At 59.5% G+C, this 21,385-nt stretch carries 22 protein-coding genes; 3 read left to right on the top strand and 19 right to left on the bottom strand.

Translation table 11 applies throughout. The features are described from left to right. The first annotated feature begins 86 nt into the window (after positions 1-86). Positions 87-2,675 carry an EAL domain-containing protein gene (locus DES49_RS08890; protein WP_243864979.1) on the top strand — a complete coding sequence of 863 codons (2,589 nt, stop codon included), beginning with the start codon at positions 87-89 and terminating at the stop codon, positions 2,673-2,675. Here the strand turns inward: DES49_RS08890 and DES49_RS08885 are convergent. After that, a complete protein-coding gene (locus DES49_RS08885) occupies positions 2,651-2,986 on the bottom strand; it encodes a hypothetical protein (RefSeq protein ID WP_133736044.1) in 336 nt (111 codons plus the stop codon). The two genes, DES49_RS08890 and DES49_RS08885, sit on opposite strands and share 25 nt — an antisense overlap. 114 nt (positions 2,987-3,100) lie before the next feature. On the opposite strand from DES49_RS08885, the gene DES49_RS08880 reads away from it, so the two are divergent. Further along, on the top strand, positions 3,101-5,539 hold the full coding sequence (locus DES49_RS08880) for a DUF748 domain-containing protein (RefSeq protein WP_243864977.1): 2,439 nt from the start codon (positions 3,101-3,103) through the stop codon (positions 5,537-5,539). Positions 5,540-5,689: 150 nt separating this feature from the next. On the opposite strand, the gene DES49_RS08875 is transcribed toward DES49_RS08880, so the two are convergent. The 7 genes from DES49_RS08875 to DES49_RS08845 all read right to left on the bottom strand — a co-directional run bounded on the left by DES49_RS08875 (position 5,690) and on the right by DES49_RS08845 (position 14,951). Continuing rightward, positions 5,690-6,841, bottom strand: a complete 1,152-nt coding sequence (locus tag DES49_RS08875) for an NAD(P)/FAD-dependent oxidoreductase (protein WP_166646045.1) — start codon at positions 6,839-6,841, stop codon at positions 5,690-5,692. A gap of 140 nt (positions 6,842-6,981) precedes the next feature. Beyond that, positions 6,982-8,880, bottom strand: a complete 1,899-nt coding sequence (locus DES49_RS08870) for a Clp1/GlmU family protein (protein ID WP_133736042.1) — start codon at positions 8,878-8,880, stop codon at positions 6,982-6,984. A gap of 135 nt (positions 8,881-9,015) precedes the next feature. Continuing rightward, on the bottom strand, positions 9,016-9,747 hold the full coding sequence (locus DES49_RS08865) for a matrixin family metalloprotease (protein WP_133736158.1): 732 nt from the start codon (positions 9,745-9,747) through the stop codon (positions 9,016-9,018). Between the two features lie 419 nt (positions 9,748-10,166). Then, on the bottom strand, positions 10,167-13,067 hold the full coding sequence (locus tag DES49_RS08860) for an AMP-binding protein (protein WP_133736041.1): 2,901 nt from the start codon (positions 13,065-13,067) through the stop codon (positions 10,167-10,169). 190 nt (positions 13,068-13,257) lie between these two features. After that, positions 13,258-13,977 (bottom strand): PEP-CTERM sorting domain-containing protein, encoded by a 720-nt coding sequence (locus DES49_RS08855; RefSeq protein ID WP_133736040.1) that lies wholly within the window; start codon positions 13,975-13,977, stop codon positions 13,258-13,260. An 86-nt stretch (positions 13,978-14,063) separates the two neighbouring features. Beyond that, positions 14,064-14,345, bottom strand: coding sequence for a hypothetical protein (locus DES49_RS08850; RefSeq protein ID WP_133736039.1), 282 nt, complete (start codon positions 14,343-14,345; stop codon positions 14,064-14,066). A 108-nt stretch (positions 14,346-14,453) separates the two neighbouring features. Beyond that, positions 14,454-14,951, bottom strand: coding sequence for a zinc ribbon-containing protein (locus tag DES49_RS08845; RefSeq protein WP_133736038.1), 498 nt, complete (start codon positions 14,949-14,951; stop codon positions 14,454-14,456). 190 nt (positions 14,952-15,141) lie between these two features. On the opposite strand from DES49_RS08845, the gene DES49_RS08840 reads away from it, so the two are divergent. Next, the gene (locus tag DES49_RS08840; RefSeq protein ID WP_133736037.1) at positions 15,142-15,480 is read left to right on the top strand and encodes a hypothetical protein; all 339 of its coding nucleotides are present in this window, start codon (positions 15,142-15,144) and stop codon (positions 15,478-15,480) included. A gap of 35 nt (positions 15,481-15,515) precedes the next feature. Here the strand turns inward: DES49_RS08840 and DES49_RS08835 are convergent, their stop codons facing one another. The 11 genes from DES49_RS08835 to DES49_RS08785 all read right to left on the bottom strand — a co-directional run bounded on the left by DES49_RS08835 (position 15,516) and on the right by DES49_RS08785 (position 21,300). Continuing rightward, positions 15,516-15,782: a DksA/TraR family C4-type zinc finger protein gene (locus DES49_RS08835; protein ID WP_133736036.1), complete on the bottom strand. Its 267-nt coding sequence runs from the start codon at positions 15,780-15,782 to the stop codon at positions 15,516-15,518. Positions 15,783-15,850: 68 nt separating this feature from the next. Further along, entirely contained in the window at positions 15,851-16,264 is a 414-nt protein-coding gene (locus DES49_RS08830) for a hypothetical protein (RefSeq protein WP_133736035.1), read from the bottom strand. Between the two features lie 202 nt (positions 16,265-16,466). Next, a complete protein-coding gene (locus DES49_RS08825; protein ID WP_133736034.1) occupies positions 16,467-16,931 on the bottom strand; it encodes a hypothetical protein in 465 nt (154 codons plus the stop codon). 12 nt (positions 16,932-16,943) lie between these two features. Continuing rightward, positions 16,944-17,165, bottom strand: a complete 222-nt coding sequence (locus tag DES49_RS15625; RefSeq protein ID WP_133736033.1) for a GDCCVxC domain-containing (seleno)protein — start codon at positions 17,163-17,165, stop codon at positions 16,944-16,946. Positions 17,166-17,240: 75 nt separating this feature from the next. After that, a complete protein-coding gene (locus DES49_RS08815; protein ID WP_133736032.1) occupies positions 17,241-17,918 on the bottom strand; it encodes a class I SAM-dependent methyltransferase in 678 nt (225 codons plus the stop codon). After that, entirely contained in the window at positions 17,909-18,736 is an 828-nt protein-coding gene (locus DES49_RS08810; protein WP_166646044.1) for a methyltransferase domain-containing protein, read from the bottom strand. The genes DES49_RS08815 and DES49_RS08810 overlap by 10 nt, the downstream gene beginning before the upstream one ends. Before the next feature lie 69 nt (positions 18,737-18,805). Continuing rightward, the gene (locus tag DES49_RS08805; RefSeq protein WP_133736030.1) at positions 18,806-19,087 is read right to left on the bottom strand and encodes a type II toxin-antitoxin system RelE/ParE family toxin; all 282 of its coding nucleotides are present in this window, start codon (positions 19,085-19,087) and stop codon (positions 18,806-18,808) included. Further along, positions 19,084-19,356: a CopG family ribbon-helix-helix protein gene (locus tag DES49_RS08800; RefSeq protein ID WP_133736029.1), complete on the bottom strand. Its 273-nt coding sequence runs from the start codon at positions 19,354-19,356 to the stop codon at positions 19,084-19,086. Before DES49_RS08800 ends, DES49_RS08805 begins: the two co-directional genes overlap by 4 nt. Positions 19,357-19,535: 179 nt before the next feature. Further along, entirely contained in the window at positions 19,536-19,931 is a 396-nt protein-coding gene (locus DES49_RS08795) for a putative signal transducing protein (protein WP_133736028.1), read from the bottom strand. A 17-nt stretch (positions 19,932-19,948) separates the two neighbouring features. Further along, positions 19,949-20,311, bottom strand: coding sequence for a YidH family protein (locus DES49_RS08790; protein ID WP_133736027.1), 363 nt, complete (start codon positions 20,309-20,311; stop codon positions 19,949-19,951). Between the two features lie 62 nt (positions 20,312-20,373). Further along, complete coding sequence (locus DES49_RS08785; RefSeq protein ID WP_133736026.1) at positions 20,374-21,300, bottom strand: isoaspartyl peptidase/L-asparaginase family protein; 927 nt, start codon at positions 21,298-21,300, stop codon at positions 20,374-20,376. Positions 21,301-21,385: the final 85 nt, after the last annotated feature.

The following is a 21,385-nucleotide window of genomic DNA, read 5'->3' as shown; positions in this document are numbered from 1 at the left end:
TTCCTGAACCGCGCCTTGAATAAAATTGACTAGACTGAAAGCGGTTCTTTGAATTTTTGATCACGGAATACCTGGTTGGCTGAATAGTGATTATTTCCCGCTTACTGCTTTTTGTTGTGTTCGCGGCGCCGCTGGCTTGTGTGCCGAGTGCGGCCCTGGCGGAACCGGGACCGGTCGAGATCACCCCGTCCGCGCCTATCCAGGCGCATTTCCACTACCTGGAGGACCCTTCCGGCGGGGCAGACCTTGAGCAGATCCGTGAGTGGCCCGAAGACGAATGGCAATTGGCCGAGTCAGGCAATGCCACCCTTGGCATTACGTCCTCGCCATACTGGCTGAGGTTCTCCGTCCGCAATGACACCGGTGAAAACCTCAACATGGTCGCGGAGCTTGCCTATTCGCAGCTGGACGACGTGACTTTCCATCTGCTGAACGAGGGCAGAGTCGTTCGTGAGTTCGCCACCGGCGATACCCGCCCCTTCTATCCCCGCGACATTGATCATCCGAGTATGCTTCTGCGCTTCAATCTGGAGCCGGAGCAGGCCAGGACCCTTTACATCCGCGTACAGACCCAAGGCTCGATGATTCTGCCGCTTCGCCTCTGGCGCGAGCACAACTTCTTTGAGACTGCTACGCGGGAACAGAAACTGCATTTCTTCTACTACGGCGCCATTCTGGTCATTATCCTGATCAACCTGGTTGTCTTCCTGAAGCTGCGCGAACGGCTGTACCTTTTCTACGCCCTGGCGATTGCTGGTTACCTGCTGTTCTTCAGCTCAATACACGGCTACAGCTTTCAGCACATCTACCCGCAGTTCCCGGTGGTCCACGGTCGAGTGCTGCTGCTCTCAATGCCCATCCTGGCACTGTTCTCTGTCCTGTTCTGCCGGGAATTTCTCCGAATCAAATCCCACAGCCCCCTGCTGGACATTGCGATTCGGGCCATGATCTATTTTGAGATCTTCAACCTGATGGCGGCCTTGGTGTTGAGCTACAACGTTGCCATTAAGATTTCGGCGATCTCTTCCTTTTTCTTTTTCTCGCTGCTTTTTGTCGCAGGTCCCATTACCTGGGCGAAGGGCGTGCGTGCAGGCATGTTCTTCACCATTGCCTGGACGCCGCTCACTATTGGCGTGTTGGCCACGGGGGGTCGCGCCATGGGGTTTTTCCCGGATAACTTCATGACCGAGTATGCCATGCAGGTTGGCTCCGGGCTGGAGGCATTCATCCTGACCCTGGCCCTGGCGGATCGCCTCTACCGCGAGCGGGAGGACAAAATCCAGGCTCAGGCCGAGAGCCTGCGTAAGGAAAAAGCCAGGCATGAAGCGTATAACTGGCTGGCAAACGCTATGATGCATGATGCCGTGACGGGCCTGCCCAACCGTAACCGGTTTGAACGGATGGTGAACGAGCGGTTGCAGAGTGACCCGGAAGGGCATTACATGGTTGGCGTGTGCCGCATCACCCGCCTTGATGAGATCAACCGGACGCTCGGACTGAACCGCAGTGAACGCCTGCTCCAGCGCATTGCCCGGAACATGAGGGCGCTGGCTTCTGAGCTGCCGGTTGTGCACAGTCGCCGGGATGACAGGGGCCAGGTCGAGCAGGTGTACCAGCTCTCCGGGGACAGCTTCGGCTTGCTGGTGGATGTGAACAGGGTAAAGGATGACTTCAAGGGCCTGGACAGGGCACTTAAGCAGCTCTCGGAGCCCGTGCAACTGGATAACCTGGCGATTGAACTGCACCCGAAATTTGGTGCCGCCACCTATCCCGCGCATGGCAGTAACGCCGCACTCCTCATTCGCAATGCCCATGTGGGCATGGAAATCACGCCGCGGGATAACTTCGAGGTCGGCTTTTATTCCCGACGTTACGACATCTACAGCGAAAGCCGTCTTACCCTGATGTCGGATCTGCGGGATGCGTTGCAGCGGGATGAAACCGAGCTCCACTATCAACCCAAGGCGTGTCTGGCCAGCGGCGCCATTACCGGCGTGGAGGCCTTGATCCGTTGGCATCATCCCGAACGCGGCTGGGTCTATCCCGCGGATTTTGTCCCGCTCGCTGAGGAAACCGGGGTGATCACCCACCTCACGCGCTGGGCGTTTGACCGTGGGATCCGGGATCTTTCGGTTCTTCTGGCGGACAACCCGTCGCTGACCATGTCGATCAATATTTCTGCCCGCGACCTGGTCTCCAACGACCTCCGGGACCTGATCGAGTCGACGCTGGCGCGTTATAAGGTCCCGGCTGACCATCTCACAGTGGAGTTGACGGAAACGGCGGCCATGGATGATCCGGAGAAAGGCTGGATCGCGCTGGAGAAGCTGGCCGAGCTTGGGGTCAAGGTTGCCATTGATGATTTCGGCAGCGGCTATTCCTCGCTGTCCTACCTGAAGCAATTGCCCGCTACGGAGATCAAGCTGGACCGCTCCCTGATCAAGGACCTTTGTACGAGTGACAGTTCAAGGGTCATTGTGCAGACGGCCATCAATATGGCCCACGGCCTGGGCTATGAGTTGGTCGCGGAAGGCGTGGAAGACGAGGGCACCGCCCGTGTCCTCAAGCGCATCGGTTGCGACCGCTTCCAGGGATACTGGCTATGCCATCCGCTGCCCCTTGAGCCGTTAAAACGCTGGCTTTCCGAACCTCATGAGCCGCTGTCCGACAAGTAGTCCCGCATCCACTCAAAGAGCTTCTCAGTACCCACCTCGCTTAGTGCAATACGCTCGAAATCGTCGCCCGCGTCCTCGTCCATGCTGCCGAACTGATAGAGCACGACATCGGGTTCCCCGTCGTGCAGGACCAACAGGATGCGCCGGCGGGTCTGCAGGCATTCAATCGTCATGGCATCCGCGGGAATACCATTGTCGCGCATGCCGCGGCGTACGCCCACCACCGGATTAATGTGCTGATACGTTGACTGGATGCGTGCATGGGCCTCACTGGCCCTGTCGGAGAGTGTTTTCAGGGCTTCTTCGGACATAGGAGGCTCCTCTGAATGATGTGATTCGCAGCATAGCAGAGCTCGACGACTAAGCCGGGCACTGGCAGCCGGTAGGTGTGCGTCCAGCTGGTGACGCTGGGCATACGGAAGTTTATGCTGTCAGGTACCAATCATTCCAATGGAAAATGGCGCGCCCTTATGGACAATGGCTCACTCTCCCAATTCGGTTGTTATCTGAGAACCCGATGGATCAATCCGCGCCGGATCCGGTTCTGGGTGCTTGTGCTGGTTCTCGTTTACACCTTGCTGGGCTTTCTTGGCCTGCCCTGGCTCGTGGAATACTTTGCAGTCAAGACAGCGCGCGAGGACTTCGGGCGCGAGCTCCGCATTGAAGCGGTGCACAGCAACCCCTATACGCTCACGTTGCAGATCGACGGGGCCGTGCTCGACGACAAGGGCGACCGGCAACTGCTTGCCTGGAAGCAGCTGTTCGTTGATCTCAGCTGGTCGAGCATCGTCAACATGGCCTGGACCCTGGAGACAATTCGCCTTGAGGGACCGGTGATTCAGGAGGAACGCTTCGCCTCGGGTGAAACCCGCCTCTCCCGACTGTTTACGGGGTCCTCTGACAAGGGTGCGGAAGAAGAGCCCGAGTCCTCTGGAAAGGCGTCGGAAGAAGAGGAATCCGGGTCGCTGCCAGCGCTTCGGATTGATGACCTGCGCGTAGAGGGCGGGATTCTGCGCTTTGCTGACAATCTCGAGGGCGGGGCAGGTGCCGAGGGTGACCAGACGAACCAGGTGACGCTGGCGTTGCAGGAGTTCGGGCTATCGATGGACCAATTCTCGCTGCAGGAAGGTGCTCGGTTTCCGATTAGTATGGGCGGTCAGCTCGCGGGAGGCGGTGAGCTCGCATTCGACGGCACGCTTCAGATTCTGCCGTCCTTCGCCCTCCAGGGCGAGGCCGGCATTGATGAGCTGGCACTGGTACAGGCCGAACCCTACCTGCGCCAGTCCGCGGCTGTGCGGATCGACAGCGGGGCACTGAATCTGAGCGGGAAAATTCGCACAGAGGCAGAGGAGCCGTTTGCATTCCGGGGTTCCGCGGGGATCGACGCGCTGAGTATTGGCGATGGCTCTGATGATGACGCTCTCATTGGCTGGCAGAGCCTGCGGACAGAGCAGCTTGACCTGCGTGTCGGAGATAGCCAGCTCGACACTGCCCCCATCACTGTTGACGGTCTGTCCGGCCGGGTGGTCATCAACGAGGACCGGACCACCAACTTTGGACAACTTATGGTGGAGAATAGGTCCCCGGACGCGAAGGAAGAGGGGGACGACACCGAGTCGGAAGAAGACGCGGACCCGTTCGGGATCACCATTGAGGGCATCGAACTGACCGAGGGTTCCCTCAAGTTTGCGGATAACTCGCTGCCACTCCCGTTCGCAACGAGTATCCATACTCTGAATGGACAGATATCGACGCTGAGCACCAGCTCGGCCCAGGCCGCAGAGGTAAACCTGGAAGGCCAGGTCGCGGACTACGGGCTGGCACGTATCGGCGGCACCATCCACGCTTGGGACCCCATGCGTGAGACCGATCTTGGTCTGACCTTCCGTAATCTTCAGATCCCGGAGTATTCCCCCTACACCGTGCAATTTGCCGGTCGCAAGATCGCGGGGGGTACCATGGACCTTGATCTTGACTATGTGGTCAAGGATCGGCAGCTCGACGGCAGCAACAACCTGGTCCTCCATGATCTGAAGCTTGGCGAGAAGATGGCCTCCAGCGATGCAATGGACCTGCCACTCGACCTTGCCATAGCGCTGCTCAAGGACAGCGACGGCGTCATTGATCTCGATCTCCCGGTGAGCGGGAATGTTGGCGAGCCCGACTTCGACTTCGGCCAGGTGATCCGCCAGGCACTGAACAAGACCCTTACGTCCGTCGTCCAGGCGCCGTTCCGTTTCCTCGCCAGCCTCGTCGGCGCTGACTCGGAGGACCTGGGTCGGGTTGAATTCCCAGCGGGCCGCGGCGACCTGACGCCGCCCCAGCGCGAGCGCGTTGCCAAGCTCCGCGAGGCGCTCAATGAGCGCCCGGAGTTGATCCTGGAGCTCGCGGGTCCCTTCAACCCGAGCACTGATGGCCCGTCCCTGCAGCAGGGGAAAGCCGTGGGTGCCCTCGAGCAGCGTCTGGCCGAGGCGGATCGCGAGGTCACGGATCCCAGCCTGACGGCTGCCTCCAGCCAGGACGCTGTCGAGACATTGTTCACAACCCATTACCCGGATACGGATCTGGAGACAGTCCGGGCGCGTTTCACCGGGGCTCAGGATGAGTCATCGGAGGAAGATGGGTTCGACGTACTATCCTATCGCAACCATCTGGCCGAGCGTGTTGTCGCCGCGCAATCCGTTACCGATGCCGACCTTAAGGCGCTTGCTGACGCCCGCGCAGAAGCGGTGCGGGAGGCCCTGGTCGACGAGGGTGTGGAGAACAGCATTTCGGCGGATCGGGTGCGCCTCCTGGAGGCCGCAGAGGTCGATTCAGGGGAAGGGGAGCCCGTTACCATGGAAGTCGGGGTCGCCGCGGGGTGAGGGCGTGGCACTCCGGGCAAGCATTACATCGCAGGGCAGTGAGTGCACGAGCCGACTTGCAACACGACCCGGCAGCCATCGGGTCAGTCGGCTCCTGCCATGCCCGCACCAGAGAAATCTGGAGGAATGACGACTGGGATCAACGGTTGTTCAAATTCTGTCGGGCTGATCTGCCCGCCGACTCATCCGCAGTACCCATTTAAGAGTGCGCCCATAGGGCCTGGCCTTCGATAACGGTATAAACAGCGCTGACTGAAGCCCGAAATAGAGGCGGTGACGCCAGCGGTACTGGCGCAACGCGCGATCCAACCCGCGGTTGGTCGTCCGTGATGTGGCATCCGTGGGTGCCTTTGCAGTGGCCTTTACCAGCATGAAGGCGGATTCCATGGCCCAGGTGCAGCCAATTCCCACCAACGGATCAAGCGCGAGTGCGGAGTCACCCAGCAGAGCCAGTCCGGGGGCCGATGGCGTGCGGCGGATGGTTGGTGCCTTCCGCATTCCCCGTATGCGACTGGCTGGCACGGCACGGTCAAGGTTGGGGCCCTCCGGGGCGCGCGCAACGAACGCGCGGTAATGGCTTTCTACATCACTGCGCCATTGATGAAAATAGCGCTCCGGCACATAGCAGCTCACCAGCGTGAGGTCATCGTTAGGAAAGGCTGTGACATAGGAACCCCCACCGTCCAGGACCCATACCTGTGTCTCGTTGTCCGGCGCGGGTTCGAGATTCCGAAAATACTGATAGTAGGAGAAACGCTCGTTGGAAAAGAACCGACTTGCGATCCCCGCCATTTTTGCGACAGTTGAGTCCCGACCGTCAGCGCCGATCACCAGGGGGGCCGAGAATTCCCGGTTCTCCCCCTGGTCAGACCGGATTTGGATGCCATGGACGCGGTCGCCGTCCCAGAGAAGCGCTGAAACGCTGTAGCCGCCCCACCAGTCGACACCGGATTCCGCCATAGCGGCTTTGTGAAAGATCGGATCAAGCAGTTCGCGACGAATGTTCAGACCATGGGTATCGCTGCCGTATCGAGGCGCCGGCACATCACCCCAGGGCGTTTTCAGCACGATTTGAGAGAACGTAGCACCAGCTTCCATGACCTCATCATAGAGCCCCAGGCTCTTGAGAAGGGGGATGGTCTTTGGCTGAAGGTAGTGTGTGCAGATCTTCTTGTAATCGGAGGGATCGCGCTTTTTTTCGACGAGAGCAACATGCAGGCCACGACGGGCGTAGAGCAGTGCTGCCGTGCAGCCGGCGAGTCCGGCGCCAACGATGATCACATCATAGTGGCTTTCAGTCATGCCCATATCCCTGGTGGCGATGTCGCGGCAATCGGCGGACCCTCAAGGCGTATGCGTGATTGTCGAAAAACTGTTCCGCGACGGTTTAAGCGTCAATGTGAAAGCTTTGTATCAGACGGGGTTTTCTGTCAGCAACTCTATCAGGTTGAGTGTGGATGCTGGTTCGGGATCAGCACCTTGTCAGTAAACCGCTGAAGCTCCTCGTAGAGCTGCCAGCGCCGGTTGTCGTAACGATGGGAGAAATGGAAAGTAACGAGCTGGCGGACATCGGCGTTGTTGGCGATGTGGGCGCAGGTTTGGGTGGTGAGGTGCTGGGTTCGTTCCGCCTGTGCCTGGTCGCTCACCATGAAGGTGCATTCGCAGAAGAGGGTATGCGCGCCGCGGGCAAGCCGGGTGACCCTGTCGATGTTCTCAGGGCTCTCGCGGAAATCGGTGGCGTAGACCAGGGCGTCGCCGGGCTCGGTCAGAAGCAGTGCCTCGGCCAGCTCATCCACGGTCGGTTCACGGTCATCGCCCAGCGGAATCCGTTCCTGCCAGCGGCTGGCCATATAGGCCCGCTTGAGCTGCTGCAACCACGGGCCGGGCGCGACGCCGAGCTCCTCCAGCTTATCCCTGCGTACCTTGAGCTTGCGTCGGGGTTCGAAGGCGTAGGCCAGAACCGGTGTTCGGTGGTCCAGCTCGGTGGCGCGGATGAGAAAGCCCGGTTCCCGGTGGATGATGCCGTCGCTGATCGGGAGGGGGTTGAGCGGGGTAGGGTGGTCCTCGCCCGCCTGGATGCGCCAGCGCTCTAGGTGGGTGCCGTGCCACTCATGAACCTCGAAAACGGGGCTACGGTCTTCCACCCGATCCCACAGGATGCCGTTCATCATGCCGAGCAGCTGCTTTGTGAGACCGACGGGGCCAAATACGCGGCAGGGCGGGTAGTGACCGATGCGACAGCGCACCAGCCAGATGAACCCACTGATGTGGTCGGCGTGGGCGTGACTGATGAACAGGTCTGTGATTTGGTGAGCGGCCCGTAACGGCATGCGGCCGGCGTCCCCAATGTCGAACAGGAGGCTGCGGGCCTGGTGCTTGATGCGCACCTGCAACAGGGCGTCACCGCCGGCGCCGTTGACCAGCGACGCCGTCACATCCCCAACCGGAACAGCTACCTGGGGCTCGGTGGCCGTGCTGGTCAGCGCACCCAGTTCAACCTTCACCTCGTTGGCGCCAGGGCTGAGGCCATTGTTCCGAGTGGTCCGAGGGGAGGCCGACTGTTTGCGAGCCGTGCGCAGCTTGCCGTCCCGGTGAATGGCGTCCCGTGTGAGCAACTGATTGGCCTCCTGCGTGTCCCCGGCCAAGAGGGCCCGCCACTCACTGGGTGAGGTCTTCTCTAACACTTCGCCCATGGCCACGCATTCACCGTCCCGGAGCAATGCAATCTGGCGTCCCTCCCAGGCCTGCTCGTTCGCGAGAGGCGGTGGTGTGCCCAGCAATTTGAACGAACCGGGTCTGATGGTCCGGGCCTGCGCTTGGCTCATATGCTCGTGCCAGAGCTCAGTCCGGCGGCGGCCGCGTGAGGAACGGGTGCCGGCCCTGGCGCGCGGGGAAGCCGGAAGATGGAAAACTTCGGCGTCTATCCCCGTTAGTTCATCGGCAATGGGCACGGAACCACCTTCCGGCTCGAGGACCACACAGAGGTCGATTCCGGCCACTTCCGCCAGGGCTGGAATCAGCTCCGCGCCGGCGACCCCGCTCACCACCCCAGGCGTATCCAGGATCAGAAGCCCCTTTGGGCAATGCGCCAAGAGCCGCCTGGCTGCTGCCACCAGAGGCAGGCGGAACCGAACCGCGTCCAGACTGCAGAGCGGCTCAAGCCGGAGCAGTGACCAGTCATCCTGATGCATACGGCCAAGGGCAATCGCCCCCGGTGGTCCGAAGGCGGGGGCGCTCGGGTCGGTATTCAGGCAGTACACCTCCCCGCCAGGCTCGCCGAGAGCAATGCCCAGTGCACGGGCCAGGGTACTCTTGCCGGTTCCGGATGCCCCGACCAGCATGAGTCTCCCTTTTTTGCATTGGCGGGCTTTTTCGAGCAGTTCCTGGGGCAGGGGATCCACGTTTATTGGCCTCTGGAAAGCATACCGATGTTGAGCCGACTATGCCCCAGGGTGACTATGGTTGCCAAACGCTCTTCAGAACGTTCTTGCGTTCTCGGACTGTGTGGCGTCATCCAGAGTGTCGGCATCCGCTTTAACCCGGACTACGGACCTGTCCTCATCGGCGCCACGCCCGTAGAGCTGACGGACGCCGTCCAGGTCGCCGGGCTGAAGCTCCGCGAAGTCCTCTGTATAGCGGAACCCCATCACCTGCCCGGATGCCCCGGGATGATCCAGGCCGATGGCGTGCCCGATCTCATGAATCAGCGTATACCGGATGTCGTAAACATCCGTGTCGCCGTCGAACCCGACCTTCCACTCGTGATCGGGGTTCAGGCACACAAGCGCCTGGTCGATGGCGCGCAGATCCTCTTCCGGATCGGACGCATAGGAGACGTTGGTGAATGCGCGGCCGCGGGGCTGGCCCTGGGCACCGAGGACGATATCCGCATCCCGGGCATCGTCGACTTCATGGAATGACAGCCCGGCAGCACGCTCCCAAACCCGGAACGCCGCCGCAGTTTCCCGTGCCAGTGTTTCCCTGGGAAGATTCTGCGCGGAGAGCGCATTCATCGGTGTCAGACTGCGACAGTTTCGCGCATCATCGAACTGCAGCGTCTCGTCAGCGAAGGCGTAACTGACGTTCGCCCCGACCCCGAGTTCCTGTTCGCCCCATTTCACCCTGTAGCCATCCAGCTCAAGCAGCCGGTATCCGCGCTCGCCGTCAGAGGCCGGCAGCGGAAACGCCAATGGCAGAAGGGCGGCCATTACGAAAGCTCGTTTGAAAGCGTGTGCACCTGTGGCCGTTCGCATGCATTCTCCGAACAGAAATACCCGAAAGCACCGGAGTCGACCCTGGAAGCACTCTTTTAAACTGCTGGGGACTCCGATAAAGGACAACTAATCAACTCGCTGGACGTCGAGTTAGTTCGAAAAGCTACGGGAGCCCATGGGGAATGTCAAAAAACGAAAAATGTGTTCGTAACCGGATGGTTACAAAGGTTTACAGGGGGCGGATTAAAGTGCTTTCAGCCTCACATCAAGAACGAAATCCTCACCAGAACCTCGTTGCTCACGATGAAAATCTCCGCTGATGCGCCGCTATCCGTTTACATAAAGCAACGAAACAATACAGGCGATTGGGGGTATCCAGGGCAGAAGATTCACGGTCCACCCGGGCCCCTTTTTTAAACCCGATTTTCGACGTCGGTGGAAGAGGAATTGTCGGAGTCTCTGGCTGGTAGGGGCTGGCTCGACTCGGGACGGGCCAAACGATCCGGCTCACCGGTCATGGTGACGATGGCATTGCGCGTTTGTTCGCGCAGTTGCGTGGCCGAGGCCCAGTCGTCGCCGTCCGGCCAGATCAGCTCGCCCACGACCACCTCTACGGGGCCAGGGCGCGGATTCCAGCGATCCGCCGGCATCTTTTTCTGTGTGCCATTGAGGGCGATTGGAAGAACCGGTTGGTGAGCGACCGCCGCCGTCATGAATGCGCCCATGTGGAATGGTTGGATGCCGGGAGCCGCGTCGAAGGAGCCCTCCGCGAAGTACATCAGGCGGCGGCCATGGGCGCGCTCGGCAATGCGGCGGGAAGCACGGACGCTGCTTTGGTCGGTGGAGCGGTCCACTGCCTCCGCATCGATCAGGCGCAACAGCCGGCGCAGGATGGCAAAACGCTGCAGTTCCGCCTTGGCCACAAAACTCACCGGTACCGGCATCAGGGCGGCAATGACGATGGCGTCCACATAGCTGGCGTGGTTGGCGACCACCACGCAGCCTTCGGGTAATGGCTTCAGTTTTTCGCCACCCCTGACGACCAGGCGCGTCCCGGTCAGCCACCCCAGGGCCCTGGCGCAAAAGTGGACGACCTGCCAGCGCCAGGTACGGCGAGGCATGAGGTTGACGCCCACCAACGTCAACAGGCCTGTCAGTCCAAAAGCGAACCAGGCCCAACCGGAATAGAGATGACGCCTGATCTCGCGCCAGGCGAGGACCCCCTCCTGGCGCCAACCGGTCCGGGCCAGGCGCACCAGCTGGCGCCACACTGGCAGTGCCTTGCGCTCTAGTTCCCCGCGCTCATAGCGCAGCCGGCAATCGTTTCGCCGCAGCTTACCGCTGGAGGTCTTGGGTATACTGTGCGGTTTGACAATCACCACCTCGTCGACGTCGATGCCCAGGCGGTCACGGGTGATCTGAGTGATATCGTGCTTGAGCTGCTGGCGTATTGTCTGGTCGGTCGAGCGCGTCTCCGCGACGACCACCAGGCGCTCACCGGTGCTTTCCCCCATGCCGGTGGCAAAGGCGGCGACACAGCCGCGCCGGACATGCTCCAGCGTCGCTGCCGCTTCCTCAATCTCGCCAGGGTAGAGGTTGCGCCCGGCGCGCACGATCAGGTCCTTGTTGCGTCCGGTCAGGAAGAGTTCGCCATTGGCGATGTAGCCGCGGTCGCCGGTATTGAGCCATTCGCCATCGAAAAGCTCCGCCGTCTTCTCCGGGTTGCGGTAATAGCCTCGTGTGGCCGAAGGACCAGTGAACTGCAGCGACCCTTCGTGTCGCTCCGCGCATTCGCGACCATTCCCATCAATGATGCGGATGGCATGGTGGGGGATGGGCTTGCCGCAGGAGACAAGGCGCAGGACGGTTTCGTGGTCTGCGTCGTTGGGTATTGCCTCCCCGTCTTCCTGGAATCGTGCGCGATCAATGCGGTCGATGACCGGCTTGCGCGATGTTTCCGGAAAGGTCAGGGCGACACAGTTTTCCGCCAGGCCATAAACGGGGGCCATGGTCTCAGGACGGAATCCCCAGGGCGCGAAACGCCGGGTAAAACGCTCCACCGTGTCAGCACTGACCGCTTCGGCGCCATTGAAGGCCACACGCCATGAGCTGAGATCGAGTCCTTCCATATCCTCGTCGGTCAGGCGGTGCAGGCAGAGCTCGTAGCCAAAGTTCGGCGAGGGTGAGAGGGTGCCGCCGAAGTGATGGATGGCCCATAGCCAATAGCGGGGCCTGGTCAGGAAGAGCAGGGGGGACATCACCACCAGGTGCAGGCCCAACCAGAGACTGGAGAGGCAGGTGCCGATCAGGCCCATGTCGTGATAGAGGGGCAGCCAGCTGACGAAGACATCGTCCTGCCCCACCTCCAGTACCTCCGTGCACGCGCCAATGTTGGCAAACAGGTTGGCGTGGCTGAGCTGGACTCCTTTGGGATTACCGGTGCTGCCGGAGGTGTATTGCAGGAAAGCGATCTCGTTCCCGCCGGCGTTGGCTACCGGGTACATCAGGGGGTTGCCCCAAAGGTCTTCGGGCGTGACCACGTGTTCCAGGCTGGGTACCAGCGCCTTGATGACGGTGGCCAGGCGCTTGGCTTCCGGAACCGTGATCATGACCCGGGCCTGGGCGTTATTCAGTATGGCCGCCTGTCGGCGCAGGTGCTCCTCCAGTTGGGCCTCGCGTGCCGGTGGGTAGAGGGGAACCGGGATGGCATTGGCATAGAGGGCGCCGAAAAAGCCGTAGAAATAGTCGTGACTGGTCGGGAGCATCAGGGCCACGGTATTCCGCTCCTCCAGATCATGCCGGAACAGGCCGTTGGCGACTCGCAGGCTGCCATTATGGAGGTCTTCGAAACTCAGCGCACGGACATCGTTGTCGCTGATGACCCAATGCAGGTACGTGCGCTGGGGATGCTTGCGGGCATGCCACTGCAGCGCCTCCTGCAGGGTTTCAAAAGGGGGGACGGTAAAATGTTCGCGGTCGGCGTCCGTTTGCGCCAGGGCGCCCGTGCCATCCTGGCGCGCGATGCTCGGTTCGGCAGGTTGTTCACCGCGTGCCGTGGCAACGGCGTCGAGGATATCCCGAGGTGTTTGCGCGTTATTGAGCAGCGCTTCCGGCAACTGCACCCCGAAGCGGCGCTCGGCATTCACCAGAAGTTCGGCCCGGGTGAGGCTGTCAAAGCCCAGGTCGCTGTCGAGATGGCTATCCAGGCTGATGGCCGCTGTTTCAGCCCGGGATGTGTCACCCTGGTGAAGGGTCTGGGCGACCACCTCTAGAATGTTGTCCTGAGGGCTGTCGTGATCGGTTGGTTCATTCATCGCCCGTCCTGCCTGTGCTTACGCACCTGTGAGTTCAACGTAACGGTAAATCAGTGTTCCGCCAAGGTTTAATACCCAGTCGTCATGAGTCGGATTGAGCTGGGCCGGACGGGGATGGGGAAGGGACAGTGTCGATTGTTCGGCCCTCATCCGGGGCGGCGAGGGCCGAAACTGTAGTGGGGGCTTTCTTTTAACGCCGACCAAAACGGCGGAAGGCGCCACCGGCCAGCAGACCACCGGCAAGCAGCGCCAGGCTTCCCGGTTCCGGTACCTGGTTAACGGGAGGCGCCGAGGCAATCGCGCCCACAGCATCGATGTCCGCACCAACCGTTGAGCCCCCGGTGTTGCCTTCGTTCGGATCATCGATCAGCTGGACCGCATTGAACTGCAGTGCGCCCGCAGCAAAATCGGTAAATACGGAATCGATATCAATTGAGGAGGTTGAACCGCTTACGCTCCCCACTGAAAAGAAACCATCGCTTTGTGCCGTGAAGTTCGCGCTGAGCAGGTTGTAGGTTTCCGCTGTCGGGCGGACGGCGACGAAGGTATCTTCCACATCCGGACCGACCTCAAAGACGTGGAGGTCATCCTCATTTGTACCGCTGTTGGTCAGTGAGTTATCCGTAAACGCCAGCTCAAGAAGCCCGCCGGAACCCAGCGAAACCGACCCGTTCGGGGCGCTGTAATCCGGGGGGCCTACGGCTTCCTGGGGATCCGTGTAGTTCGAATCCGTTGGCACATTGCCACCGCTGTAGGATGGGTTATAGGTAATCACTTCGTCTGCAAAACTGACATCCCCTTCCGGGAAATCAATACCGTCATAGGTCACGAGTGCAGCTGATGCATGAAAGCTGACAGTGGCCATAATGGCGCCAACAGAAACGAGGAAGGTGTGTCTGATCGTTTGCATGGTTTACTCCTTGGTTCTCTGGTTGTCCTGAACGATCGAAGACAGCAGAAACCATGCCGGTTTGAGGGAAAAGTCACTGTAGAGCGCTACTTAAGGGAAAGAGGGGAGGAATGCGACAGGAAACCTGTAAAAAAATCTGACGGGCCCGGTAACCGCTTCCACGGCAAGGCCTGCCATGTTCGTGCCGCTCCGCGACCCGTCAAAACCGGATTGATCCCAGGCGAATAAGTGCCGCGGACTTCGGAGAGCCCCAAAGGGCCTTCCGGGTCGATGCCGAGGGTGCGTGATACCTGGAGCGGCATTACCAGGCTCAGAAGCCCGAAGATAAAAGTGATGGTGGCGCCAATAACTGGCAGTGTCTCACTCATTCTGCAAATCCTTTTTCCAATCCCCGTTCAGGATTTCGAGTGCAGCCTCAGCAAACGCCTCCGGAATCCTGGGTCTGACGCCACCGCCATCCTTACTTCAGGCCGGTTCTATTCCACGCGCCGATACGCGGTTCCATGGCAGTTCGGGCATGGGGGAATGCGCCCGGTCTCCGCAAAGTGGATTTCATGCTCGCAGTTCCGGCACCGGAAGGTACCCTGCGCGGCCACTTCGCCCGTATGATAGGCCGCCGTTGTATCGGCCCACTCGGCCAGTCGGTCGAACAGACCGCTGGTCCCTTTGGCAATGCTTTGGGTGAGATCCAGAAACCCAGCCTGGATCGCGGCCGGGCTGGCCGTTTTCCTGGCACGATCGCCGGCTTCACGGAGATCCGTAGCGGTCTGTTCCAGATCGCGGCGCAGATAAGCCTTGATCTGCCGGCTTTCCTCCTGGGTCAGATCACCGGCTTTTACCAGTTGATCCCGTGCGCGCTCCAGGGCGTGTTCCAGTGAGGACACGGTTTTTTCCCGGGACTCCTCGAAAAAATCCTTGGTCTGTGCGGCAAACTTTTCGTAAGCCTGTACCCATTTCTTTTCGTCACCGCTCATAACGATCCTCCTTGCGTCGTCGATGGCCAAAACCTGGCCCTATTAATCAACATGGTGTTCAAAGCATGCTTTTACAAGAGTCTGCGTCCATCGGAAGGCCTGGTCTGTGCGTCGCCGAACAGACGCGCCTGAGCTCTGGAGCTAGATTGGGTATTCCTCAGAAACAGGGTTCGGCAGGAGGAACTCGCAGATGGCTATTTCAAGCTCGAGCACGGAGGAAGCAGAATCCCGGCAATTCCCGGAGGCTCTTTCGGTATGGAACGATGAAGGTGGAGCGTTTCCAGACGAAGCGCAAGCTGATATTCCCGAATTGACAAACCCCCAACTGGTCCATCTTCGGGTTCGCGTGATTGCGCTGGAGAACCTGATCATAACGCTGCTTGCTGAAGGGTCCGATCACCAGCTTGAGGTTGCCCGGGAAATGGCGAGCTATATAGCCCCGAGAACCGGCTTCACCCAACACCCGCTCACCGTTAAAGCGGCGGATCACATGATCGATATGGTTAATCGTGCAGAACATTTTCGCTGATTTGTGGCGCAGGATGCTCAGGAGCTTGCTGTCGATTACCTGAGCTGACTGTCCTTGCTGCCGCGGCGATTAATGCCTCCTGAAGCAACGTCCTGCTTTTCGAGAGCGGATTGACAGGCAACGCAGAGTTGAATGCCGGGAATCGCTTTGCGACGCTCTTCCGGAATAGGGCGGTCGCACTCTTCACAATTGACGGCACTCTCACCGTCAGCCAATTGGCTCCGTGCGCGTTGTACGGCATCTTCAACGCTGGCGTCGATTTGATCCTGAACGGCGCCATCCCGTGACCATCCACCTGCCATAGCGCTCTCCGAGATGAAAGTAAACCACATACATAATACACAAAATCCACTCGCCGTTTCCCGCCATATCAACGGGATGCACTGAAACCCTCCGGGTGCCGCAGTGCCGCATACAGCACCAGAACAAAGCAGGCCAGGACAAAGACCTTGTTGACGAACCAGTTGGTCCGCCAGATCGACCATTCCGGGTCGGCCAGGAAGAGCCAAAACAGCGTGACGATGATGGCGATTTCCACCAGTGCCATACCAATCGCCAGCGCCCGGGTATAGCCCGGGCGTGCCAGCAATGCCCAGCCCAGCCAGACATGGGCGATGGGCCACAGATCCCAATAGATGTAGGTGTGCCACTCGATGCCCTCGGCAAGCGCGAACGCCACCGGGAAGAGGTATTTGATGAACAGCGTCCAGGCGGCGAGCAGAAACAGTATGTGCGCCAGGAGCACCGGCCAGGAAAAGGCTGACTTGTCAGTGGCGGTTGGCATTAATGTTGCTCCGCAAGTGGATTGATTTCCGTCGCCAACTTTAGCCTACGACCCTTGCGGTTATCAGTCGTTGAGACAGACCGGCATACAGGATCAACAAGGCGCCAGCGAAGAGCGTCCAGTCAATCGAAACGCCGAGCCCTGCAGCGCCGAAGGCCCCGTAAAACAGTCCCACGAGAGCCAATATCAGACACCACAGCTTTTAACCAAGGCCGCCCAGAACCAATGATAATCCAAGAACGATTGAAGTCGTAGGGCAGGGCAAAAGGCCTGTTGGCGCAGCAAACAAGTAGAGCCATGGTTGTGAGTCGGTCAGGAAATGCGGGTATACCCACCCAAATCCGGCCATCAACCCTCCCAGTACGGCCAGCCAGGGCGGACCGAGGCGAACGGGCGCACGTGGAAGCTTCATGCTGACGACGACCAGTGCGAGGGCGGCGACAGCGAAGATCCCGCCGTTGAACGGATTGGCGTAGAGCCAGGCCAGAAGGCTGACGGAGAGCAGGGGCAGGGTCAGCAAGAGACCAGTGGTGCGTCGTGACGGCCGAACCCCGAAGGCGAGTACTAACACGATCGCAGCGAAGTAGAGGTGCCACAACGCCGCGAGCCACAGCCAGTCGTTGGCAATCGCCTCCAGGCCTAGAAGTATTTCCTCAGGAGTCGGCATTGCCAGCCCCTCTTATTGCCCAGGCGGACAACACCCTGCTCCCTCCTGAATGGGCGGGCATGGCACTGTGCCGTAGGAACAGAAGACACAGCAGTCGCCGTGTTTTGGCTTCAGCAGGCTACGATAGGATTCACACTCGAAAAAATACTGGCAGGCATCAGTGGGCATGGTCTCCGCCTTCTGATGGCCGCAGTTGGGGCATGTGATCGTTGACTCCAGCACTATATCCGCCATATCCATACGCTCCTGAAAGACGTGAAATCCACCCGGACCAATCCCAGGGCAGGTGCATCTGCCGGGAGCCACTGACTAATCGGCCCTTGCCACCAACATCTCCGTAGCGCCTTTCTGAAAGCGGTAGCTCACGGGCTGGAATGAGACATCAATACCATCCTCGGAAAGCGCCGTCATCACCGCATCCAGATGCTTCGATGGCGTTCCATCCAGCGAGATCACGGGAAAGACGCGGACCTCTGAGGCAACACGGCAAAGTTCCCGCATTGATGCCAGGTGAGTCGCTTCATCCACATGGTCACTGTAAAGGAAGAGGTAATGGGAGCAGAGCGCCAGATCGAAGCTGGCGTCAGGGAAGGGCAGCGACGGCAATGATGCTGGAATATACCGCCCTTGCCGGTAACCGGCATCAAAGTCGGAAAGAAACCTCGACATGGCCGCCATCCGGACCTCCCCCAGCTTCTCAACGCTGCCGAGGGAGTCCCAGATGTAGTTGTCCGCCCCTTCCTTCATCTTGGCCATGATCTCCGGGTACACCGCATCAATACGGTAGCGTATTGCTTCAGCCGGGAACTGGAAAACGGGATCACAGGAGGTGATGTCGCATCCACGTGCTGTTGCCTCTGCATTGAAACTGGCGGGGCCATCACCACACCCAAGGATTTGACCGTTAAGGTCGTCTTCGGATAACCCGAACATTGCCCGGTACTCATCAAAAGACCGGCCCCATGGGACTACATTGGCTAATTCCATGTTGGACTCTTCCTTCCCCAGACCTGCACAAGGGTGAAGGTGAACTGAACACGGTCGGGATCATCCACCGCCTGTTCGACGCCGTTGATTAAACGATCAAGCTCCTGCGCCGTTGTAAGCTTCGCCTCAAGCATTCTCTCGCGCATTGCTTTAGCACCAATCAGGGGCATGCGCATATACGGGTGCTGGTCCTGCAATGCCTGGACAGATGTTCGAATCCGTACATCCTCCAGGCCGCACTCCCTGAACATATGGAACGTCCGGCGACCGATGTTGATGTCGCCACGCAAGGCAAATGTTTGCTCCAGAAGATCCAGAAGCTCGTCCCACTCCGGGCAATGTGGGTAGAAGTTCCACGAGCTGTGGTCGTTCTCCTGGGATGCGACAACACCACCTGGTTTCGCCAGCGCGACTTTATTGCCCAGTACGTCAACGGGCGAGTCAACATGCGGCAGGAGAAAGCGGGAATGGACCAGATCGAAAGCGCCGTGAGGAAGATCCGGTTGTGTGACATCACCCAGCTGGAGCAAAACGTTGCTTAAATCTTCCGTCTCCCGATAAGCAGCGGCTGAATCCAGAAGACCCGGATCAGAGTCGAAGCCCAGGACCGATCCGGAGTCACCCGCACGACGCGACATTGGGCCCAGAATGCCGGCACCTCCACAGCCCATGTCGGCGCAGGCCCATCCTGAACCAACCCCAATCCTGTCCAGCATCGACTCTGCATCGGGTTGCCAGACCTGTGCCTGGACCTGGAGTCGTCCCAGCTCTTCATCACTGGCGAGAAAATAGTCCTGATCAATACTGTTGGCTGACATCCTGTCCTCCATCGTGCTTGCTCGGAGCCTTGTGGCAATTCTGGATCCGCTCAGCGGCTGGTTAAATAGCTACCGTTCACCCTTCAGCTCATGCCATACCCGAAGAATGATGATGGCACTGGCATGGACTGAATAGCGGACAATGTACTTGCCAAAAACCATATCTCGGATGGAATCAGGTACTGGAGCCACTTCAACCGGCGCCCCCATTTTAGGGAAATCTGGCAGTAACTCGATTTTAGCTACCAGTTCTGCTGCTACTCTGGCTGCAGCAGAGGGGTCGTGAGCTGCAATGAACTGCCTGAGGCGTTTCAAATCTTCAATGGCTTCATCCGTGTAAACCAGTTTCACTTACCTGACCTCGGTGCCTCCTGCTCGTTTTCAGTTCCCCAGCTATTGAGCCAGCTATGGACCTCGCTGGCATCAACCACTTTTCCCTGGGTGGCAGACTCCATGGCCTCGAGCGTTTGATTCCAACGCTCCTGTTCCAGCTGTTGCTTTTCAATGTATTCCGAAAGTGCCTGGTTGATCACCCAGCCTTTGCTCCGATGAAGCCTGCTTGCGATTGCCTCCAGGTTCTGCTCAATTTCTGTCTGAAGGCGAACTGTAGTGACACTCATGGCTGTACCCTTAAATTTTGTGACTACATTGTATTACATCATAATCTAAAAGGGTGCAGCAAACTCTGCGTTCTGTTCGATGCAGACAATCCTGTAGCCTTCCGCCGTATGGGCGAATTGTCCTCGCTGTTCCTCCGGCTGGCATTCTGTCTGATGAACGGAGCTTGAAGCCACCGGAACTAGGTTTCGGAAACTTTCCCACAGTGATTGCACCGAATGCCATCCCTCACTGGGAATAGCGGGAAATTCAGCCCCAGGAAAACCAGAAAGGCCCAGCGCCGGCCGATCTGATGGAACTCCGTATCCGTGCTTCCGCAGTGCGGGCAGGACCTGGCGTCAACTCCGACTTCCTCAACCAAATCCTGCTCCCGATCCTCATTCAGGATCTCAAGCGCGAGCTCAACAAACTCCTCGGGAACCTGGAGCCTGACGCCGCCAAGCGCGTTCGAATACAGCCACTGCATGTTGATGGTGTGCTCATCGGCGACAAAGGCCGGGATCTCTTCCGACTCCAGGCGTGACCGGGCAATGTGAGCTTCGAATGGAAAGCTGTAGCTTGCAATCGTGATGAGCATTAAGGCGGCCCTATAACCTACCCACGACCAAGGGCGATTACGATAATCAGCAACACACCAAGGATGGCAACCAGGCGATTAACCACCAGGCCCCACCTGGCCTGGTATTCGGCAGGGAACTCCTCCGGGCTCAAGGTGCGCAGGACCACTGAATACTGATGCGCAGAGTAGCCCGCGGTAACTGAACCGAGCGCGATGAAGGCTAGTCCGAGCCAGAACGTGAGTGTGCTCTGGGAAGCTGCAGAGGAAAGGGCATCCAGGAGCAGGCCCGCGCGCTCAACGACAAAACCAAACGCGATCAGAGACAGGCTCGTCCTGTTCCAGGCAAGCAATGTCCGCTCTGCAGCGAAGAGGACTCTTGGATCTTTCAGGTTGGACATGGTTTCTGATCCTGTCGCTTCTGCTCCGTTTCAGTGGTGCCCACTGAAATTCGCCGGATCCCTCAGTAAATTGCGGTTTTTCGACCGTCCCCTTCGACGCTCCAGCCGCGATACATTCCCTCGCAGTTGAAGGGCGTCGTGATGGCGCCGTTGCGGTCCAGCGCGATGATGCCGCCGGTTCCGTTCAAGGCTGTAAGCTGGGTCATTATCACGTCCTCGGCGGCGCGTTCCAATGCTACGCCGGTGAGCCGCATGCGCGCCTCGATTTCATGGGCGGCACACAAGCGCAGGAAGGCTTCGCCATCGCCGGTTCCCGATACCGCACAGGTGGCGTCATCGGCATAGGTCCCGGCGCCGATTACCGGGCTGTCGCCTACGCGACCGGATCGCTTTGCCGTCATGCCGCCGGTGGAGGTCGCCGCCGCTAGATGGCCGTTCCGATCGCATGCCACAGCACCGACGGTACCGTGACGGCGGGCGGGGTCGTCGTCGAGCGTCCCTTCCGCCCGCATCTTCAGCGTCTCCTGCAATGAGTCCCACCGATCCTGTGTGAAGAAGTAATCCTTCTCTTCGAACTCAAGCCCGGCGGCGCGCGCGACGGCAAGTGCGCCCTCTCCAATCATGAAAACGTGATCGGTGTTCTCGAGAACGCTACGGGCAGCCAGTATGGGGTTCTTCGGCCCGAAAATTCCGGCGACGGCACCCGCCTGGCGATTGCTGCCATCCATTAGGGAGGCATCCATTTCCTGCTGCTTATCGCGCGTGAAGACGGCGCCGCGGCCCGCATTGAAAAGCGGTTCGTCTTCAAGGGCGCACACCGCCTGCGTCACGGCGTCGAGCGCGGAACCATCAGTGTCGAGAACCGCTTCACCCGTGCTCAACACTCGGTCCAGCGCGGCGTGATACTCGGCCTCACGCTCCGGCGTCATGCAATCGCGGTGCAAAACGCCCGCGCCGCCGTGAATTGCGAGACTAAAACCGCGAATCATGTTCATTCTCCAGAAGGTTACGTCATCGGCCAATGGGCTCGATAATACATGTATACTAACCCAGAGAATTCAATTGTGGGGTTCG

The sequence above is a fragment of the Halospina denitrificans genome (assembly GCF_004364635.1).
Classification (GTDB): Bacteria; Pseudomonadota; Gammaproteobacteria; order Pseudomonadales; family Oleiphilaceae; genus Halospina; species Halospina denitrificans.
The sequence above is the reverse complement of the archived record's forward strand: the minus strand, read 5'-3'. Positions and strand labels throughout refer to the sequence as shown.

Coding starts and splice junctions, on each gene's coding strand:
- DES49_RS08885 (WP_133736044.1), bottom strand. CDS start 2,986: ATGTCCGAAGAAGCCCTGAAAACACTCTCCGACAGGGCCAGTGAGGCC.
- DES49_RS08880 (WP_243864977.1), top strand. CDS start 3,101: ATGCTGTCAGGTACCAATCATTCCAATGGAAAATGGCGCGCCCTTATG.
- DES49_RS08875 (WP_166646045.1), bottom strand. CDS start 6,841: ATGACTGAAAGCCACTATGATGTGATCATCGTTGGCGCCGGACTCGCC.
- DES49_RS08870 (WP_133736042.1), bottom strand. CDS start 8,880: ATGCTGGTCGGGGCATCCGGAACCGGCAAGAGTACCCTGGCCCGTGCA.
- DES49_RS08865 (WP_133736158.1), bottom strand. CDS start 9,747: ATGGCCGCCCTTCTGCCATTGGCGTTTCCGCTGCCGGCCTCTGACGGC.
- DES49_RS08860 (WP_133736041.1), bottom strand. CDS start 13,067: ATGAATGAACCAACCGATCACGACAGCCCTCAGGACAACATTCTAGAG.
- DES49_RS08855 (WP_133736040.1), bottom strand. CDS start 13,977: ATGCAAACGATCAGACACACCTTCCTCGTTTCTGTTGGCGCCATTATG.
- DES49_RS08850 (WP_133736039.1), bottom strand. CDS start 14,345: ATGAGTGAGACACTGCCAGTTATTGGCGCCACCATCACTTTTATCTTC.
- DES49_RS08845 (WP_133736038.1), bottom strand. CDS start 14,951: ATGAGCGGTGACGAAAAGAAATGGGTACAGGCTTACGAAAAGTTTGCC.
- DES49_RS08840 (WP_133736037.1), top strand. CDS start 15,142: ATGGCTATTTCAAGCTCGAGCACGGAGGAAGCAGAATCCCGGCAATTC.
- DES49_RS08835 (WP_133736036.1), bottom strand. CDS start 15,782: ATGGCAGGTGGATGGTCACGGGATGGCGCCGTTCAGGATCAAATCGAC.
- DES49_RS08830 (WP_133736035.1), bottom strand. CDS start 16,264: ATGCCAACCGCCACTGACAAGTCAGCCTTTTCCTGGCCGGTGCTCCTG.
- DES49_RS08825 (WP_133736034.1), bottom strand. CDS start 16,931: ATGCCGACTCCTGAGGAAATACTTCTAGGCCTGGAGGCGATTGCCAAC.
- DES49_RS15625 (WP_133736033.1), bottom strand. CDS start 17,165: ATGGCGGATATAGTGCTGGAGTCAACGATCACATGCCCCAACTGCGGC.
- DES49_RS08815 (WP_133736032.1), bottom strand. CDS start 17,918: ATGGAATTAGCCAATGTAGTCCCATGGGGCCGGTCTTTTGATGAGTAC.
- DES49_RS08810 (WP_166646044.1), bottom strand. CDS start 18,736: ATGTCAGCCAACAGTATTGATCAGGACTATTTTCTCGCCAGTGATGAA.
- DES49_RS08800 (WP_133736029.1), bottom strand. CDS start 19,356: ATGAGTGTCACTACAGTTCGCCTTCAGACAGAAATTGAGCAGAACCTG.
- DES49_RS08795 (WP_133736028.1), bottom strand. CDS start 19,931: ATGCTCATCACGATTGCAAGCTACAGCTTTCCATTCGAAGCTCACATT.
- DES49_RS08790 (WP_133736027.1), bottom strand. CDS start 20,311: ATGTCCAACCTGAAAGATCCAAGAGTCCTCTTCGCTGCAGAGCGGACA.
- DES49_RS08785 (WP_133736026.1), bottom strand. CDS start 21,300: ATGATTCGCGGTTTTAGTCTCGCAATTCACGGCGGCGCGGGCGTTTTG.